The sequence below is a fragment of the Streptomyces sp. NPDC090127 genome (assembly GCF_044746945.1).
Taxonomy (GTDB): Bacteria; Actinomycetota; Actinomycetes; order Streptomycetales; family Streptomycetaceae; genus Streptomyces.
The window spans coordinates 344,924-360,944 of sequence record NZ_JBIVDE010000005.1; the positions used below are offsets into that span (position 1 = coordinate 344,924).

The following is a 16,021-nucleotide window of genomic DNA, read 5'->3' on the forward strand; positions in this document are numbered from 1 at the left end:
GTGTTGACGGCTCGAATGCCAGGACGGTGGTAGTGTGCGCGCCTCCCTCATCCAGATCGCAGTAGACCCGGACGAACCGGTCGTTTCGCGCCGTGCGCGGGTGGCCGACCTGGTGCGCGCGGAGCGCGGCGCCGCGGACCTCGTGGTCCTGCCGGAGCTGTGGCCGATGGGCGCGTTCGCCTACGAGTCCTTCGCCGCGGAGTCGGAGCCGCTGCACGGTCCGACGTACGAGGCGATGGCGGCGGCCGCCCGTGACGCGGGGGTCTGGCTGCACGCGGGCTCGATCGTCGAGGCGGCGGAGGGGGAGCTCTTCAACACCTCCCTCTTCTTCTCCCCGGCCGGGGAACTGGCCGCGCGCTACCGGAAGATCCACCGCTTCGGCTTCGACAAGGGCGAGGCCGTGATGATGGGGGCCGGCGACGAACTGGTGACGGTCGCCCTCCCGGAACTCACCGTGGGCGTCGGCACCTGCTACGACCTGCGCTTCCCCGAGCTCTTCCGGGGCCTGGTGGACGCGGGCGCCCAGGCCTTCGTCGTCCCGGCGGGCTGGCCGGCCCGCCGCCGCGCCCACTGGACGCTGCTGGCGCAGGCGCGGGCGGTGGAGAACCAGGCCTACGTGCTGGCCTGCGGCACCGCCGGCACCCACGCGGGCGTGGAGCAGGCGGGCCACTCGATCGTCGTGGACCCCTGGGGCGAGGTCCTCGCGGAGGCGGGCCCGGGCGAGGAGACCCTGCGCGTCGAGCTGGACCCGGCGCGGGTGACGACGACGAGGGAGCAGTTCCCGGCGCTGAAGGACCGGGTGCTGTAGGCCTTCTGCCGCTGGGCCCTCAGCCGTGGGGCCTTCTGCCGCTGGGCCCTCAGCCGGAGGGCTTTCTGCCGCTGGGCCCTCAGCCGGAGGGCTTTCCGCCGCGGGGATGGTGCCGCGGGAACGGTGCCGCGGGGATTCTGCCGCAGGGGTGCCTGGTCGGGTGCCTGGTCGGGCGCCTAGTCCTCCCTCTCCCGCTCCGCCATCCGGATCACGCACACCGCGACGGCGATGAGCAGAGCCACGTCGGCGTCCTCGCGGACGACGTTCACGGCGTACGTGTCGCGGACGCGGAACCAGTGGCGGGAGATGTGGGCGAGGAGTTCGCCGTCGTACTCGACGGTGAACTCCCGGTCCAGGATCCGTCCGCTGACGTCCAGTTCGGTCCCGTCGACGAGGGTGACGCGGTAGTGGTTGCGGAGCAGCGAGAGCCGCTTCCTGCGGAGGGTGGCGAGCGGCCGCTCGTCCCGCTCGACGGTCATCGCGTCCCGCAGGCTGAACATCTTCTGCCGCAGCGTGACCAGGACCTGCCCCAGCGGGTCCTTCAGCTCCAGCGTGTCGCGCAGCCGCATGGCCTTGCCGTCGACGAGGAAGGCGTGGTCGCCGTGCTCGTCCTCGATCCAGTAGTCGTCGCCGATCGCGAAGATTTTGTCCCGTACGAGATATTTCATGCCGAGATGCGTTCCCCGCCGGACAGCGGTCTACTCCGTGCGAACGAGCCACCCGGCGGGAGACCCAACGCGCCGGCCCGGCGCCGCCATGTGCGCGTGATCCGGTGTTCGTACCCGGATGGCAAGCTTGAAGGATGAACGATGCTGCCCAGGCGCCCACCCCCGCGCCCGCACCCCGCAAGCGTGCCCGTGTCCGTGCCCCCGAGCTGATCGGCAAGGGGGGCTGGGTCAACACCGGCGGGAAGGATCTGCAGCTCGCCGACTTCCGAGGTCGCATATTGATCCTCGATTTCTGGACCTTCTGCTGCATCAACTGCCTGCACGTCCTCGACGAGCTCCGTGACCTGGAGGAGAAGCACCGCGACACGCTGGTGATCGTCGGGGTGCACTCGCCGAAGTTCGTGCACGAGGCCGAGCACCAGGCCGTCGTCGACGCCGTCGAGCGGTACGAGGTGCACCACCCGGTCCTCGACGACCCCGAGCTGGCGACCTGGAAGCAGTACGCCGTACGGGCCTGGCCGACGCTCGTCGTCATCGACCCCGAGGGGTACGTCGTCGCCCAGCACGCGGGCGAGGGGCACGCCAACGCGATCCGGACGCTCGTGGAGGAGCTGGAGGCCGAGCACGAGGCCAAGGGGACGCTGCGGCGCGGGGACGGGCCGTACGTGGCGCCGGAGCCGGTCGCGACCGACCTGCGCTTCCCCGGGAAGGCCGTCCTCCTGGCGAACGGCAACTTCCTCGTCTCCGACACCACCCGTCACCAGCTCGTCGAGCTGGAGCCGGACGGCGAGACTTTGGTGCGGCGGATCGGGGAGGGCGAGTTCCGCGAGCCGCAGGGGCTCGCGCTGCTGCCCGACGGCAAGGTCGTCGTCGCCGACACCGTGCACCACGCGCTGCGCACGTACGACCCCGCGAGCGGTGCGATCGAGCGGATCGCCGGCACCGGGAAGCAGTGGTGGCAGGGGTCGCCGACCTCCGGCCCCGCCCTCGACGTGGACCTGTCCTCGCCGTGGGACGTGGCCTGGTGGCAGGGCAAGGTGTGGATCGCCATGGCCGGAGTCCACCAGCTATGGACGTACGACCCCGAGACGGGCACCGTGGGGGTCGCCGCCGGTACGACCAACGAGGGACTGGTCGACGGCCCGGCCGCCGAGGCCTGGTTCGCGCAGCCCTCGGGGCTCGCGGCCACCGAGGACCGGCTGTGGATCGCGGACTCCGAGACGAGCGCCGTCCGCTGGATCGACCCCGAGGGCGTCGTCCACACCGCCGTCGGCACCGGCCTCTTCGACTTCGGCCACCGCGACGGCGCCGCCGGCCAGGCGCTGCTCCAGCACCCGCTGGGCGTCACGGCCCTGCCCGACGGCTCGGTCGCGATCGCCGACACCTACAACCACGCCCTGCGCCGCTTCGACCCCGCGACCGGCGAGGTGACGACGCTGGCGACGGACCTGCGCGAGCCGAGCGACGCCGTCCTCGCCGGGGACGAGATCGTCGTCGTCGAGTCGGCCCGGCACCGGCTCACCCGGCTGCGGCTGCCCGAGGAGGCGGTCCAGGTCGAGGCGGTCGCCCATCGCACGCAGCGTGAGGCCACCGAGGTCGCGCCCGGCCGCCTCCGGCTCGACGTGGTCTTCCAGGCGCCGACGGGCCAGAAGCTGGACGAGCGCTACGGCCCCTCCACCCGGCTCCTCGTCTCCTCGACCCCGCCGGAGCTGCTGCGCGGCGGCGAGGGTACGGGTACGGACCTGTTCCGGGAGCTCGACCTCGACCCGGCGGTCACCGAGGGCGTCCTGCACGTCTCGGCGATGGCGGCGTCCTGCGACGACGATCCGGCCAACGAGTACCCGGCCTGCCATGTGCACCAGCAGGACTGGGGCGTTCCGGTGAAGGTGACGGCGGACGGCGTATCCCGGCTTCCGCTCATCCTCGCGGGCATGGACGGCTAAGGCGGCGGGCGCCTCGTGCGCCGGGCGTAGGGCGGCGGGCGGCAGGCTGCCTCGAGCGGCGGGCGCCGAGCGGCGGGCGGAGGGCCGAGCGCCGGGCGGCGGGCGCCGGGCGTAGGGCGGCGGGCCGCAGGCGGAGGGCCGCGAGCGGCGGGCCCCGGGATCCTCGGCGGCACGTGCGGTGCCGGGCCCCGGGATCCTCGGCGGCACGTGCGGTGCCGGGTCCCGGGATCGTCGCGGGCAGTGCGGTGCCGGGACCCGGGCGGTGCTAGTGCACCAGTCCCTGGTTCCTGGAGGGGCGGTTCGCCGCCCCGTCCAGGCAGCCGGAGACCCAGGCGGCCGGGTCGTGCACCGCCCGGTCGCCGCCCCACCCCGTGCGCTGCATGCTCGCGCACTCACCGGCCAGCAGGGCGCGCGTGCGCTGCCCGGTCACGTCCGCCTTGCGGATCCGGACGGCCTGCAGGTAGCCGCCCTCGTAGGCGATGTCGGTGCCCCAGGGCGGGCGTTCGTCGAACGTGGCGATGCCGTAGCCCGCCACGGCCGTGCCGGTCAGCACGGCCGCGGCGAGGCAGGCGATGAACTTCCCCCGGGGCGGGCCCTCGTGACGATCCATGAGATCCATGGGGCCGACGGTGCCAGGAGACACCTTTCCCGGATGTTTCCCCGCGCGGGGCGCGGCGGCTCAGTACCCGTGGTCGCGCCGCTCCTCGACGACCGTCGGTGCGGTCGGCGGAACGACGACCCGTCGGCGCCGGGCGATGCTGGTGAAGGTCGCCACGCCGATGAGACCGACCGCCATCATGATCAGTCCCACCAGGTCGAGGTTGATGCCGTCGAGTTCCCAGTCCGTCGCGAACGTGAGGATCGCGCCGACGGCTATGAGGATGATGCACCCTCCCAGTCCCATGAATCCCGCCTCCTAAGGGGGTAGTTGGGATCGGGTACCCGGGTTTCCGCCCGTCATCCCTCCGCCGGGCCGTCCGTCATCCCTCCAGGAAGGCGACCAGCGCGTTGGCGAGGAGGTACGGGTCCTCCGCGCCGCAGAGTTCGCGGGCGCTGTGCATCGAGAGGCAGGCCACGCCGATGTCGACCGTGCTGATGCCGTGCCGGGCCGCCGTGATCGGGCCGATCGTCGTGCCGCACGGCATGTCGTTGTTGGAGACGAAGAACTGGAACGGCACGCCCGCCTTCTCGCAGGCCGCCGTGAAGACGGCCCGGCCGCCGCCGTCGGTGGCGTACCGCTGGTTGACGTTCACCTTGAGGATCGGGCCGCCGTTGGGGCGCGGGTGGTGGGTCGGGTCGTGGCGCTCGGCGTAGTTGGGGTGGACCGCGTGGCCGACGTCGGAGGAGAGGCAGATGGAGGCCGCGAAGGCGCGTGCGCGGTCCTCGTAGGCACCGCCCCGGGCGTAGACGGAACGCTCCAGGACGTTGCCGAGGAGGGGCCCCTGGGCGCCGGTGTCGGCCTCGGAGCCGTTCTCCTCGTGGTCGAAGGCGGCGAGGACCGGGATGTACGGGAGGTCGGCGCGGCCCGCGACGGCGGCCAGGGCGGCGACGCCCGCGTGCACCGAGATCAGGTTGTCCATGCGGGGCCCGGCGACGAGTTCGCGGTCGCGGCCCAGGTAGGCGGGGGCCTCGATGGCGTGCACCATCAGGTCCCAGCCGCTGACGTCCTCGGCGTCCAGGCCGGCCTCCTCCGCGACGAAGCGGATCAGGTCGCCCTCGTGGACGTCGCCGAGGCCCCAGATCGGCTGCATGTGGCGCTGGCGCTCCAGCTTGAGGCCCTCGTTGGCCTGGCGGTCGAGGTGGATCGCGAGCTGCGGGACGCGCAGCACGGCACGGTCCACGTTCACCAGGTGGTGGCTGCCGTCCCGCAGGGTGAGCCGGCCCGCGAGGCCGAGGTCGCGGTCGAGCCAGGTGTTCAGCAGCGTGCCGCCGTAGATCTCGACGGAGACCTGGCGCCAGCCGCGCGCGCCCATGTCGGGCTGGGGCTTCACGCGCAGGTTGGGGGAGTCGGTGTGGGCGCCGACGATCCGGTACGGGGTGTGGGGGGACGCGCCCTCCGGCACGTACCAGGCGATGAGCGCGCCGCCGCGGATCACGTACTTGCCGCCGGTCGTCCCGTCCCAGGCGGCGGTCTCCTCGACCTGGCGGAAGCCGGACTTCTCCAGGCGCTCGGCGGCGTTCGCCACCGCGTGGTACGGCGACGGGGAAGCCGCCAGGAACGTCATGAGGTCGTCGGTGTGGCCGCGGTCGAAGCGGGCGGTGCTCGTCATGGGTTCACCTTACGCAGGCCCCGGAATGCGGCGCCGGGGCCCCGATAGACGGAAGCGGCCCCTCCCCTCAGGGGCCGCTGGCCGGGGAAAAACGGAACGGCCCACTCCCCTCCCCGGGAGCGAGCCGTTCCTCAGTGGACGGGGTCACGTACGCGTACGCGACCTCGCCCAGGTCCAGGTCGTGTACTAGAACGCGGCCTCGTCCAGGTCCATCAGCGAGCCGTCGACCGCCTCGGCGAGCGCGCGCTCGGCGCCCACGCCCGGCAGGACGTTCGCGGCGAAGAACTTCGCGGCCGCGATCTTGCCGGCGTAGAAGGCCTGGTCCTTGGCGGAGGCGCCGGCGGCCAGCTTCTCGGCGGCGACGGCCGCACCCTTCAGCAGCAGGTAGCCGACGACGACGTCGCCGGAGGCCATCAGCAGACGGGTGGTGTTGAGGCCGACCTTGTAGATGTTCTTGACGTCCTCGCCGGTCGCGGTGAGGTCGGTGAGCATCGTGCCGACGATGGCCTCCAGGTCGACGGCCGCCTTGGCGAGCGCGTCGCGGGCGCCGGCCAGCTCCTCGCCGCCGGTGCCGACCGCGAGGAACTTCTTGATCTCCTCGGCCAGCGCGTTCAGGGACGCGCCCTGGTCGCGGACGATCTTGCGGAAGAAGAAGTCCTGGCCCTGGATGGCCGTGGTGCCCTCGTAGAGGGTGTCGATCTTGGCGTCCCGGATGTACTGCTCGATCGGGTACTCCTGCAGGAAGCCGGAGCCGCCGAAGGTCTGGAGCGACTGCGCGAGCTGCTCGTAGCCCTTCTCGGAGCCGTAGCCCTTCACGATCGGCAGCAGCAGGTCGTTCAGGCCGACCAGCGCCTTCGCGTCCTCGCCCGCGGCCTCCTTGACCTGGATCGCGTCCTGCACGGCGGCCGTGTAGAGGACGAGCGAGCGCATGCCCTCCGCGTACGCCTTCTGCGTCATCAGCGAGCGGCGGACGTCGGGGTGGTGCGTGATGGTGACCTTGGGGGCGGCCTTGTCCATGAAGTTCGCCAGGTCGGTGCCCTGGACGCGCTCCTTGGCGTACTCCAGGGCGTTGAGGTAGCCCGTGGAGAGGGTGGAGATCGCCTTCGTGCCGACCATCATGCGGGCGAACTCGATGATGAGGAACATCTGGCGGATGCCGTCGTGCTTGTCGCCGATCAGCCAGCCCTTGGCGGGGTGCTGGTCGCCGAAGGTCATCTCGCACGTGTTGGATGCCTTGAGGCCCATCTTGTGCTCGACGTTCGTGGCGTACACGCCGTTGCGCTCGCCCAGCTCGCCGGTCTCCCAGTCGAAGAGGAACTTCGGCACGAGGAAGAGGGAGAGGCCCTTGGTGCCGGGTCCGGCGCCCTCGGGGCGGGCCAGCACGTAGTGGAGGATGTTCTCCGACATGTCGTGCTCACCGGACGTGATGAACCGCTTCACGCCCTCGATGTGCCAGGAGCCGTCCTCCTGCTGGACCGCCTTCGTGCGGCCGGCGCCGACGTCCGAGCCCGCGTCGGGCTCGGTGAGGACCATGGTGGAGCCCCACTGCTTCTCGACGGCGATCTGCGCGATCTTCTTCTGCGCGTCGTTGCCCTCGTTGTGCAGGATGCCGGCGAAGGCCGGGCCGGAGGAGTACATCCACACGGCCGGGTTCGCGCCGAGGATCAGCTCCGCGTAGGCCCAGATCAGGGAACGCGGGGAGGTGGTGCCGCCGATCTCCTCGGGCAGGCCGAGACGCCAGTACTCGGAGTCCATGAACGCCTGGTACGACTTCTTGAAGCTCGCCGGGACCGGGGCGGTGTTCGTCGCGGGGTCGAAGACCGGGGGGTTGCGGTCGGCGTCGGCGAAGGACTCGGCCAGCTCGTTCTCGGAGAGGCGGGTCAGCTCCTCCAGGACGCTCTTGGCGGTCTCGACGTCCATCTCCTCGAACGGACCGGTGCCGTACACCTTGTCGCGCCCGAGCACCTCGAAGAGGTTGAACTCGATGTCGCGGAGATTCGACTTGTAGTGCCCCATGGCGACGGCTCCGTAAGGATCGGGGAGGCAGGTTCCTCGTACACGTACCAGCGAGTAGCTAATCGCTCTCTCCGATGATGCTACCCGTCGGTAATAAGATGCAACCCCTCAGCCGCCATCTGTGACGACAATCGCCGCCTCCGCCCACTCGCTAGGCTGTGCGCCATGTACGGCTACGAGCAGAATCCGGGCGCCCAGCAGCAGTACGCCCCGCCGCCGCAGCAGCCGATGGCCGGCGGGATGCCCGGCATGCAGGGCGGGATGCAGGGGGGCATGCAGGGCGGGTACGGCCAGCAGGCGCCGCTGTACCCCGAGCCGTCGCCGCCCTCGCTCGCCGACGCCGTACGGGCCTTCACCACCGGGTCCCTGTCCGCCGAGGACTTCCAGCAGATCTTCGCGAGCTCGAAGGTCTACTGCCCGCGCGGCGACAACCCCGGCTTCCTGGCCCTGCACAACACCCAGCAGCCGGTCATCCCCATGTTCACGTCACTCAAGGAGCTGCGGCGGTACGCGGGCAAGGAGTCGAAGTACTTCGTCATCACCGGCGCCGAGGTGATCGACCTGCTGCCGACCGGCTACGGCTTCGTCCTCGACATGGAGGGCGACCACCGGATGGTCTTCGACGCGAAGGCCGTCGAGCAGATGGTCGATTTCGCGATGCGCCGGATGTACGGCTGACGCAGGCTGGAGACGTGGGAGAACGCCCGGGAGGAATTCCTCCCGGGCGTTCCGCGTTCCGAGTGGCAGGAAGTTCATTGTTCAACTAAACTGGTCGCACAAGGAGGTCCCGCCATGCCCGCTGTGACTGTCGAGAACCCGCTCACCCTGCCGCGCGTCGCCGCCCCGGCCGACGCCGTCTCCCGCCCCGTGCTCGCCGTGACCACGGCCCCGACCGGCTTCGAGGGCGAGGGTTTCCCGGTGCGCCGTGCGTTCGCCGGGGTCAACTACCAGTACCTCGACCCGTTCATCATGATGGACCAGATGGGAGAGGTGGAGTACGCGCCCGGTGAGCCCAAGGGCACCCCGTGGCACCCCCACCGCGGCTTCGAGACGGTCACGTACATCATCGACGGCGTCTTCGACCACCAGGACTCCAACGGCGGCGGCGGCACCATCACCAACGGCGACACCCAGTGGATGACCGCCGGCTCGGGCCTGCTCCACATCGAGGCCCCGCCGGAGTCCCTCGTCGTCAGCGGCGGCCTCTTCCACGGCCTCCAGCTGTGGGTGAACCTGCCGGCATCGGACAAGATGATGGCCCCGCGCTACCAGGACATCCGCGGCGGCCAGGTGCAGCTGCTGACCTCCCCCGACGGCGGCGCGCTGATCCGCGTCATCGCGGGCGAGCTCGACGGCCACGCCGGGCCGGGCATCACGCACACCCCGATCACGATGCTGCACGCCACCGTCCGGCCGGGCGCCGAGGTGACGCTGCCGTGGCGCGAGGACTTCAACGGCCTCGCCTACGTCCTCGCCGGGCGCGGCTCCGTCGGCGCCGAGCGCCGGCCGATCCACATGGGCCAGACGGCCGTCTTCGGTAAGGGCGGCGCGCTCACGGTCCGCGCGGACGAGACGCAGGACGGGCACACGCCCGACCTGGAGGTCGTCGTCCTCGGCGGCCGGCCGATCCGCGAACCGATGGCGCACTACGGCCCGTTCGTCATGAACACCCAGGCCGAACTCCGTCAGGCCTTCGAGGACTTCCAGGCGGGCCGCCTCGGCACGATCCCGGCGGTGCATGGGATGGGCGAGTAGGAGCGAGGAGCGGGCAGCGGGCAGCGGGGCCCCTCGGGCCCCCGGCCCTCGCCCCTCGGCCCCCGCCGGCGCTCGCGCCCCGGGCCCGGTCTGACGGGGCGTCACTCGTCCGGCTCGTAGCGCAGGACGGCGCGCCGCCGGGCGTGGTCCGGTGAGTGGGTGCAGACGCAGAGGCCCCTCCTTCCCGAAGCCGCCCGGCGGACCGCCGCCTGGTGTGCCGTGTTTCTGCTGGTCGCCGGGGTGGCCGCGGTCGGGATCTGGCTGTGCGTCGTGTTCCAGACGGCCGTCACACCCGTCCTGCTCGCGATCCTCGGCACCGCCCTGCTCGGACCGCTCTACCGGCGGCTGCTGCGGATGAAGGTGCAGAAGTCGCTCGCCGCCGGACTCACGGTCCTCGCCGTCCTCGCCTTCGTCGGCGGCGCGGCCTACATCGTGGTCGTCGCGCTCATCGAGACCGGCGACCAGATCATCGCCTCGCTGCGCCAGGCGGCCCTCGACATCGCCGAGCACCTGGGCGCCGCCGGGACGTCGATCGACGACCTGGCCAAGAACGCCAAGTCGCTGCTCCAGAAGTTCGGCGGGACCGCCGCGTCCGGGGTGCTCACCGGGCTCAGCGTCGTCGGTCAGGTCGCCGCCATGGCCGTCCTCGCCCTGCTCCTGATCTTCTTCTTCCTCCGCGACTCCGACAAGGCCGCCGGCGCCCTGCGCGCGCTCGCCCCGCACTCGACCGGCGACACGCTGGAGGCCATGGGCCGCCGCGCCTTCGAGGCCGTCGAGGGGTTCATGCGCGGGACGACACTCGTCGCCCTCGTCGACGCGGTCCTCATCACCGTCGGGCTGCTGATCCTGCGGGTCCCCGGGGCCGTGGGCCTCGGCGCGCTCGTCTTCGTCACGGCGTACATCCCGTACCTCGGCGCCTTCCTCTCCGGTGCCGTCGCCGTGCTCGTCGCCCTCGCCGACCGGGGGTTCGTCATCGCGCTCTGGGCCCTGGGCGTGGTCCTCGCCGTCCAGGTCATCGAGGGCAACGTCCTCCAGCCCGCGATCCAGAGCCGTACCGTCCAGATGCACCCGGCCCTCGTCATGCTCGCCATCACGGCGGGCGCGTCCGTCGCCGGGATCCTGGGCATGCTGCTCGCCGTGCCCGTCACGGCCGCCGCCTTCGGGGTGATCGGCGAGCTGCGCGGCCGGTACGGGAACCAGGAGGCGGCCGCGCCGGAGACGGGGTAGCGGCGGGGTTCACAGGGCCGCCCCGCTCACGTGGCGGCCGGCATGCCGCCCGGTTCGAAGGAGGCGAGCATCTGCTCCAGGGCCGCCTGGTCCGGGCCCACGAACGGGTCCGAGTCCGGCGCCATGGTGATCGTCTCCACCATCAGGCCCGTCATCCGCACGGCGGGCGGCAGATGCGTGCTGAGCACGATCTCCGGGTTCATGTCCCGCAGCGGGGCGATCGACGCCCGGTACTTCTCCGCGTCCACGATGTGCACCCACGGGCTGTCCACGGTCGCCCACAGCAGTTGCGCCTGCCGCAGCTCCTCCGGCTTGAGGTCGTTCGCGTGCCCGCTCTCGGCGAGTTCGGCGCTCGGCATGGGCCCGCCGAAGCAGTCGGAGGTGAAGCAGATCCGGGTCTTCTCGTCGTAGAAGCCGACGGTCGCCGGGTTGTCGAAGAGCGGCGGCCGGAAGGCGTCGAGCACGCGGTCCCCGACGTCCATCGACTGGCCGGGGTTGAGGAAGTACACGCGGTCCATCGGCAGCGGGCGCTCGGTGGACATGATCCCGGCGCCGATGAAGGTGGTCACGACCTTCGCCCGCGGGGCGGCGACCAGCAGGTCGAAGAGGCCACCGGTGTGGTCGCGGTCGGGGTGCGTGAGCCAGATCCAGCGGATGTCGGCGGGGTCGACGACCGACCCGAGCGCGTTGACGAAGTCGCGGTCGGCCACCGAGAGGCCGGTGTCGACGACGACGGGTTCCGTGGCCTTGAGGACGTAGGCGTTGGCGGGGATGTGGCCGATCCCCGGTACTTCGAGGCTGTCGGCCAGCACGGTGGTGTCGCTTCCGACCTTGTGGGTGTCCATGAGGTGCTCCGAGGTCCCCCCGGAGGCGGCCGTACGACACCAGTCTCCTCCGCGGGCGCACGCCCCGCGCGCGGGCGGTGGGCCCGTCGTACCGACTCCTCCGCGAGGACCCGCCCGGCGCGCGGGCGGCGGGCCCGTCGTACCGACTCCTCCGCCCGGGCGCAAGCCCGGTCCGAGGGCACCCGCCCCGCGCGCGGTGCCGGGCCGGCCGCGTCCTACGCCTGGGGCTTCTCCCCCGCCGGCTCCTCCCGCTCGAACGCGGAGACGTCCCACTCGAAACCCGACCCGTTCCGTTCGTTCCCCTCGAAGGGCCGACCGTCCCCCTCGAAGGGCGGATCGTTCCCCTCGAAGGGAGGATCGCCCCGCTCGCCCCGCTCCAGGGGCGGCTCGTTCAGCTCGAACCAGATCGACTTGCCCTCGCCCTGCGGGTCCACGCCCCACGCGTGCGCCAGCATCTCCATCAGGACCAGGCCGCGCCCCGACGACGCCATCTCCCCCGGGTGCCGCTTGTGCGGCAGCTCGTCGCTGGCGTCGGCGACCTCCACCCGCAGCCGCCGCGCGCCGTCGGTGCAGTTCACCTCGGCGATCAGAAGCGCGTCGCCGTCCGTGTGGATGAGGACGTTGGTGAGCATCTCGGAGACCATCAGGACCGCCGAGTCGACCTGGTCCTCGTCCGACCAGTCGTGCAGCAGCTGCCGCAGGTGCTGACGGGCGGCGGCGATCCGCTCGGGCTCCGCCTGCGCGACGGTCATCATCGTGCGGCGCGGGGCCTCGCGGGCGGTCGGGCCCTGGCGGGAGAGGAGCAGGACCGCGATGTCGTCCTCGCGACGGTCGGCGAGCGGGCCGGTGGTGTGGTGCGAGCCGGGGCCGTGGACGGCCTCGACCAGGCTGTCGGCGAGCTCCTCCAGGGACTCGCCGTCGTGCCCTTCGAGCAGCGACCGGATGCGCTCCCAGCCGGAGTCGAGGTCGTGGCCGCCGGTCTCCAGGAGCCCGTCGGTGCACATCATGAGGGTCTCGCCGGGCGCCAGGGTGAACCGGGTCGTGGGGTAGTCGGTGTCGGGGTCGATGCCGAGGGGCAGCCCGCCGGCCGTGGGACGCAGGAGAACCGTTCCGTCGGTCATGCGGACCGCCGGGTCGGGGTGGCCGGCCCGCGCGATGTCCACGACGCCGGTGACCGGGTCGATCTCCAGGTAGAGGCAGGTCGCGAAGCGCGGTCCGCCGTCCGGGGCGCCCCGGTCGCCGCCCGCGCCCTCCCGGCGCCGGCTCTCGGGGGTGTCCCCGTTGGTGATCCCGTAGAGGAAGCGGGAGGCGCGGGAGAGGACGGCGTCGGGCCGGTGGCCCTCGGAGGCGTACGCGCGCAGGGCGATCCGCAGCTGGCCCATCAGGCCGGCGGCGCGCACGTCGTGGCCCTGGACGTCGCCGATGACGAGCGCGATCCGGCCCCCCGGCAGCTGGATCATGTCGTACCAGTCGCCGCCGACCTGGAGCCCGCCGCCGGTCGGCACGTACCGGGCGGCGACGTGCAGGCCCGGGATGCCGGGGCCGAGGACGGGCATCATCGTGCGCTGGAGGCCCAGCGACAGCTCGCGCTCGGACTCGGCGACACCGGCGCGGGCGAGCGCCTGGGCCAGCATCCGGGCGACGGTGGTGAGGACGGAGCGCTCGTCCGGGGTGAAGGGGACGGGGTGCTTGAAGGCGGCCATCCAGGCGCCCATGGTGCGGCCCGCGACGATCAGCGGCAGGTACGCCCAGGACTGCCTGCCGAAACGTTGCGCCAGGGGCCAGGTCACCGGGAAGCGCCGCAGGTACTCGTCCGGCGACGGCAGATAGATCGCCCGCCCGGTCCGTACGACCTCGGCCGCCGGGTAGTCGGTGTCCACCGACATCGAGCTGAAGGGGCTCTCGTCGCCCACGTTGTGGCCGTGGTGACCGATGATCGTCAGGCGCTCCCCGGCGACCCCGAAGACGGCGAGCCCGTCGGGCGAGAACCCCGGCATGGAGAGGGAGGCCGCGACCCGCAGTACCTCGGCGGTCGAACGGGCCTCGGCGAGCGCCCGGCCGGCGTCGAGCAGGAACGCCTCGCGGGAGCGGCGCCAGTCGCCGGTGACGGGCGTACGGGCGGCGGTGCCGGGCTGCGGCTCGGCGACCTCCTGGAGGGTGCCGACGAGCTGGTAGTCGTCGCCCTCGATGAGCGGCTTGGACCTGCTCCGTACGGTACGGATCACCCGTCCGTGGCCGTCCATGATCCGCAGCCGGGCCTCGGCGAGGGTGCCCTCGGCGACGGCGAGGTTCACGACCCCGTCGATCTCGTTCCAGTCGACGGGATGAAAGCGGGAGCGTACGGCCGCTTCGGTGAGCTGGACCGGTTCGGCGGGCAGCCCGAGCAGCCGGGCCGCCTCGGCATCGAGCGTGACGGTCCCGGATGCGTTGTCCCAGCGCCACAGGCCGGTCGCGATCGCGGCCAGGACGTCCTCGGTGCGCATTGCCCCACTTTATGAATATCGGACAGCAGGTCGCCACCGAGCGTATTCGAAATGCGATCTTGGGTCGCCCGGTAGGCTTGGGCGGGTCTGCCGTCACGACGCGTCACGACGGCGCACACCCCCTGGTTCCCGTAGATCCCGAAGACTGGATGAACGACGATGCATCGGTACAGGTCCCACACCTGCGGCGAGCTCCGCGCCTCTGACGTCGGCACCGACGTCCGGCTGAGCGGCTGGCTGCACAATCGGCGCGACCTGGGCGGCATCCTCTTCATCGATCTCCGCGACCACTACGGCATCACGCAGCTCGTCGCCCGGCCCGGCACCGCCGCGGCCGAGGTGCTCGACAAGCTGACGAAGGAGACCGTCGTCCGGGTGGACGGCAAGGTCGTCTCGCGTGGCGCGGAGAACGTCAACCCGGAGCTGCCGACCGGCGAGATCGAGATCGAGGCCGCCACGGTCGAGGTCCTCGGCGCGGCCAAGCAGATCCCCTTCACCGTCAACACGGACGACGGCGTGAACGAGGAGCGGCGGCTCGAGTACCGCTTCCTCGACCTGCGCCGCGAGCGCATGCACCGCAACATCATGCTGCGCTCGGCCGTCATCGCCTCCATCCGTTCGAAGATGGTGGCCCTCGGCTTCAACGAGATGGCGACCCCGATCCTCGCCGCGACCTCTCCCGAGGGCGCCCGTGACTTCGTCGTCCCGTCCCGACTGAACCCGGGCAAGTTCTACGCGCTGCCGCAGGCGCCGCAGCAGTTCAAGCAGCTGCTGATGATCTCCGGCTTCGACCGCTACTTCCAGATCGCGCCGTGCTTCCGCGACGAGGACGCCCGCGCGGACCGGTCGCCGGGCGAGTTCTACCAGCTCGACGTCGAGATGAGCTTCGTCGAGCAGGAGGACGTCTTCCAGCCGATCGAGAGGCTGATGACGGAGATCTTCGAGGAGTTCGGCGGCGGCCGCCCCGTGACCTCGCCCTTCCCGCGGATCCCGTTCCGCGAGTCGATGCTCAAGTACGGCAACGACAAGCCGGACCTGCGCACGTCCCTCGAGCTCGTCGACATCTCGGACGTCTTCGAGAAGTCGGAGTTCAAGGCCTTCGCGGGCAAGCACGTGCGGGCGCTCGCGGTGCCGAACACGGGCGACCAGCCGCGGAAGTTCTTCGACGCGCTGGGCGACTTCGCGGTCTCGCTGGGTGCGAAGGGCCTGGCCTGGGTCCGCGTCGGCGAAGGCAACGCGCTGACCGGCCCGATCGCCAAGTTCCTCACCGAGGAGAACGTCAAGGTCCTCACCGAGCGCCTCGGCCTGGAGCCGGGCCACGCGATCTTCTTCGGCGCGGGCGAGTTCGACGAGGTCTCCAAGATCATGGGCCCGGTTCGGGTCGAGGCCGCGAAGCGCGCCGGCCAGTTCGAGGAGAACGTCTTCCGCTTCGCGTGGATCGTGGACTTCCCGATGTACGAGCGGGACGAGGAGACCGGCAAGATCGACTTCTCGCACAACCCGTTCTCGATGCCGCAGGGCGGCCTGGAGGCCCTGGAGAGCCAGGACCCGCTGGACGTCCTCGGCTGGCAGTACGACATCGTCTGCAACGGCATCGAGCTCTCCTCGGGCGCGATCCGGAACCACGAGCCCGAGATCATGTTCAAGGCCTTCGAGATCGCGGGCTACTCCCGCGAGACGGTCGAGCACGAGTTCGCGGGCATGCTCCGCGCCTTCGAGTACGGCGCCCCGCCGCACGGCGGCATCGCCCCGGGCGTGGACCGCATCGTGATGCTCCTGGCCGACGAGCCGAACATCCGCGAGACGATCGCCTTCCCGCTGAACGGCAACGCCCAGGACCTCCTGATGGGCGCCCCGACGGAACTCGACGAGTCCCGCCTGAAGGAACTGAACCTCCAGCTCCGCAAGCCGGTCGAGCCGAAGACCCCGACCGACCGCCCGGTGACGGAAGCGGTCCACCCGGACGCGGCGCGGTAGCAGCTCGCCGCCTCGAATCCGAAGGGCCC

General features: G+C 71.6%; 13 protein-coding genes. 6 read left to right on the forward strand and 7 right to left on the reverse strand.

The genetic code is table 11. The features are described 5' to 3' along the window. The first annotated feature begins 34 nt into the window (after positions 1–34). Complete coding sequence (locus tag ACIPPS_RS20465; RefSeq protein ID WP_401433854.1) at positions 35–808, forward strand: carbon-nitrogen family hydrolase; 774 nt, start codon at positions 35–37, stop codon at positions 806–808. A gap of 176 nt (positions 809–984) precedes the next feature. Here the strand turns inward: ACIPPS_RS20465 and ACIPPS_RS20470 are convergent, their stop codons facing one another. Further along, entirely contained in the window at positions 985–1,476 is a 492-nt protein-coding gene (locus ACIPPS_RS20470) for an LURP-one-related/scramblase family protein (protein WP_401433857.1), read from the reverse strand. Between the two features lie 134 nt (positions 1,477–1,610). On the opposite strand from ACIPPS_RS20470, the gene ACIPPS_RS20475 reads away from it, so the two are divergent. Beyond that, positions 1,611–3,419 carry an NHL domain-containing thioredoxin family protein gene (locus ACIPPS_RS20475; RefSeq protein ID WP_401433859.1) on the forward strand — a complete coding sequence of 603 codons (1,809 nt, stop codon included), beginning with the start codon at positions 1,611–1,613 and terminating at the stop codon, positions 3,417–3,419. A gap of 265 nt (positions 3,420–3,684) precedes the next feature. Here ACIPPS_RS20475 and ACIPPS_RS20480 read toward each other — a convergent pair whose 3' ends face one another. From ACIPPS_RS20480 to ACIPPS_RS20495, 4 genes are all read right to left on the reverse strand, one after another. Next, a complete protein-coding gene (locus tag ACIPPS_RS20480; protein WP_401433861.1) occupies positions 3,685–4,038 on the reverse strand; it encodes a hypothetical protein in 354 nt (117 codons plus the stop codon). 60 nt (positions 4,039–4,098) lie between these two features. Beyond that, the gene (locus tag ACIPPS_RS20485) at positions 4,099–4,323 is read right to left on the reverse strand and encodes a DUF6458 family protein (RefSeq protein ID WP_401433864.1); all 225 of its coding nucleotides are present in this window, start codon (positions 4,321–4,323) and stop codon (positions 4,099–4,101) included. Between the two features lie 76 nt (positions 4,324–4,399). Beyond that, complete coding sequence (locus tag ACIPPS_RS20490) at positions 4,400–5,689, reverse strand: M18 family aminopeptidase (protein ID WP_401433866.1); 1,290 nt, start codon at positions 5,687–5,689, stop codon at positions 4,400–4,402. Positions 5,690–5,875: 186 nt separating this feature from the next. After that, positions 5,876–7,705 (reverse strand): acyl-CoA dehydrogenase, encoded by a 1,830-nt coding sequence (locus ACIPPS_RS20495; RefSeq protein ID WP_401433869.1) that lies wholly within the window; start codon positions 7,703–7,705, stop codon positions 5,876–5,878. Positions 7,706–7,870: 165 nt separating this feature from the next. Here ACIPPS_RS20495 and ACIPPS_RS20500 point away from each other — a divergent pair, with 165 nt between their 5' ends. The 3 genes from ACIPPS_RS20500 (at position 7,871) to ACIPPS_RS20510 (ending at position 10,687) form a co-directional block, all read left to right on the forward strand. Then, entirely contained in the window at positions 7,871–8,383 is a 513-nt protein-coding gene (locus tag ACIPPS_RS20500; protein WP_401433872.1) for an SseB family protein, read from the forward strand. Between the two features lie 114 nt (positions 8,384–8,497). Then, complete coding sequence (locus ACIPPS_RS20505; RefSeq protein WP_401433875.1) at positions 8,498–9,460, forward strand: pirin family protein; 963 nt, start codon at positions 8,498–8,500, stop codon at positions 9,458–9,460. A 159-nt stretch (positions 9,461–9,619) separates the two neighbouring features. Further along, the gene (locus tag ACIPPS_RS20510; RefSeq protein WP_401433878.1) at positions 9,620–10,687 is read left to right on the forward strand and encodes an AI-2E family transporter; all 1,068 of its coding nucleotides are present in this window, start codon (positions 9,620–9,622) and stop codon (positions 10,685–10,687) included. A gap of 26 nt (positions 10,688–10,713) precedes the next feature. On the opposite strand, the gene ACIPPS_RS20515 is transcribed toward ACIPPS_RS20510, so the two are convergent. Continuing rightward, a complete protein-coding gene (locus tag ACIPPS_RS20515) occupies positions 10,714–11,532 on the reverse strand; it encodes an MBL fold metallo-hydrolase (RefSeq protein ID WP_401433881.1) in 819 nt (272 codons plus the stop codon). A gap of 215 nt (positions 11,533–11,747) precedes the next feature. Next, complete coding sequence (locus ACIPPS_RS20520; RefSeq protein WP_401433884.1) at positions 11,748–14,015, reverse strand: SpoIIE family protein phosphatase; 2,268 nt, start codon at positions 14,013–14,015, stop codon at positions 11,748–11,750. 159 nt (positions 14,016–14,174) lie between these two features. Between ACIPPS_RS20520 and aspS the strand changes: the two genes are divergently transcribed. Further along, on the forward strand, positions 14,175–15,992 hold the full coding sequence (aspS, locus tag ACIPPS_RS20525; RefSeq protein ID WP_401433887.1) for an aspartate--tRNA ligase: 1,818 nt from the start codon (positions 14,175–14,177) through the stop codon (positions 15,990–15,992). Positions 15,993–16,021: the final 29 nt, after the last annotated feature.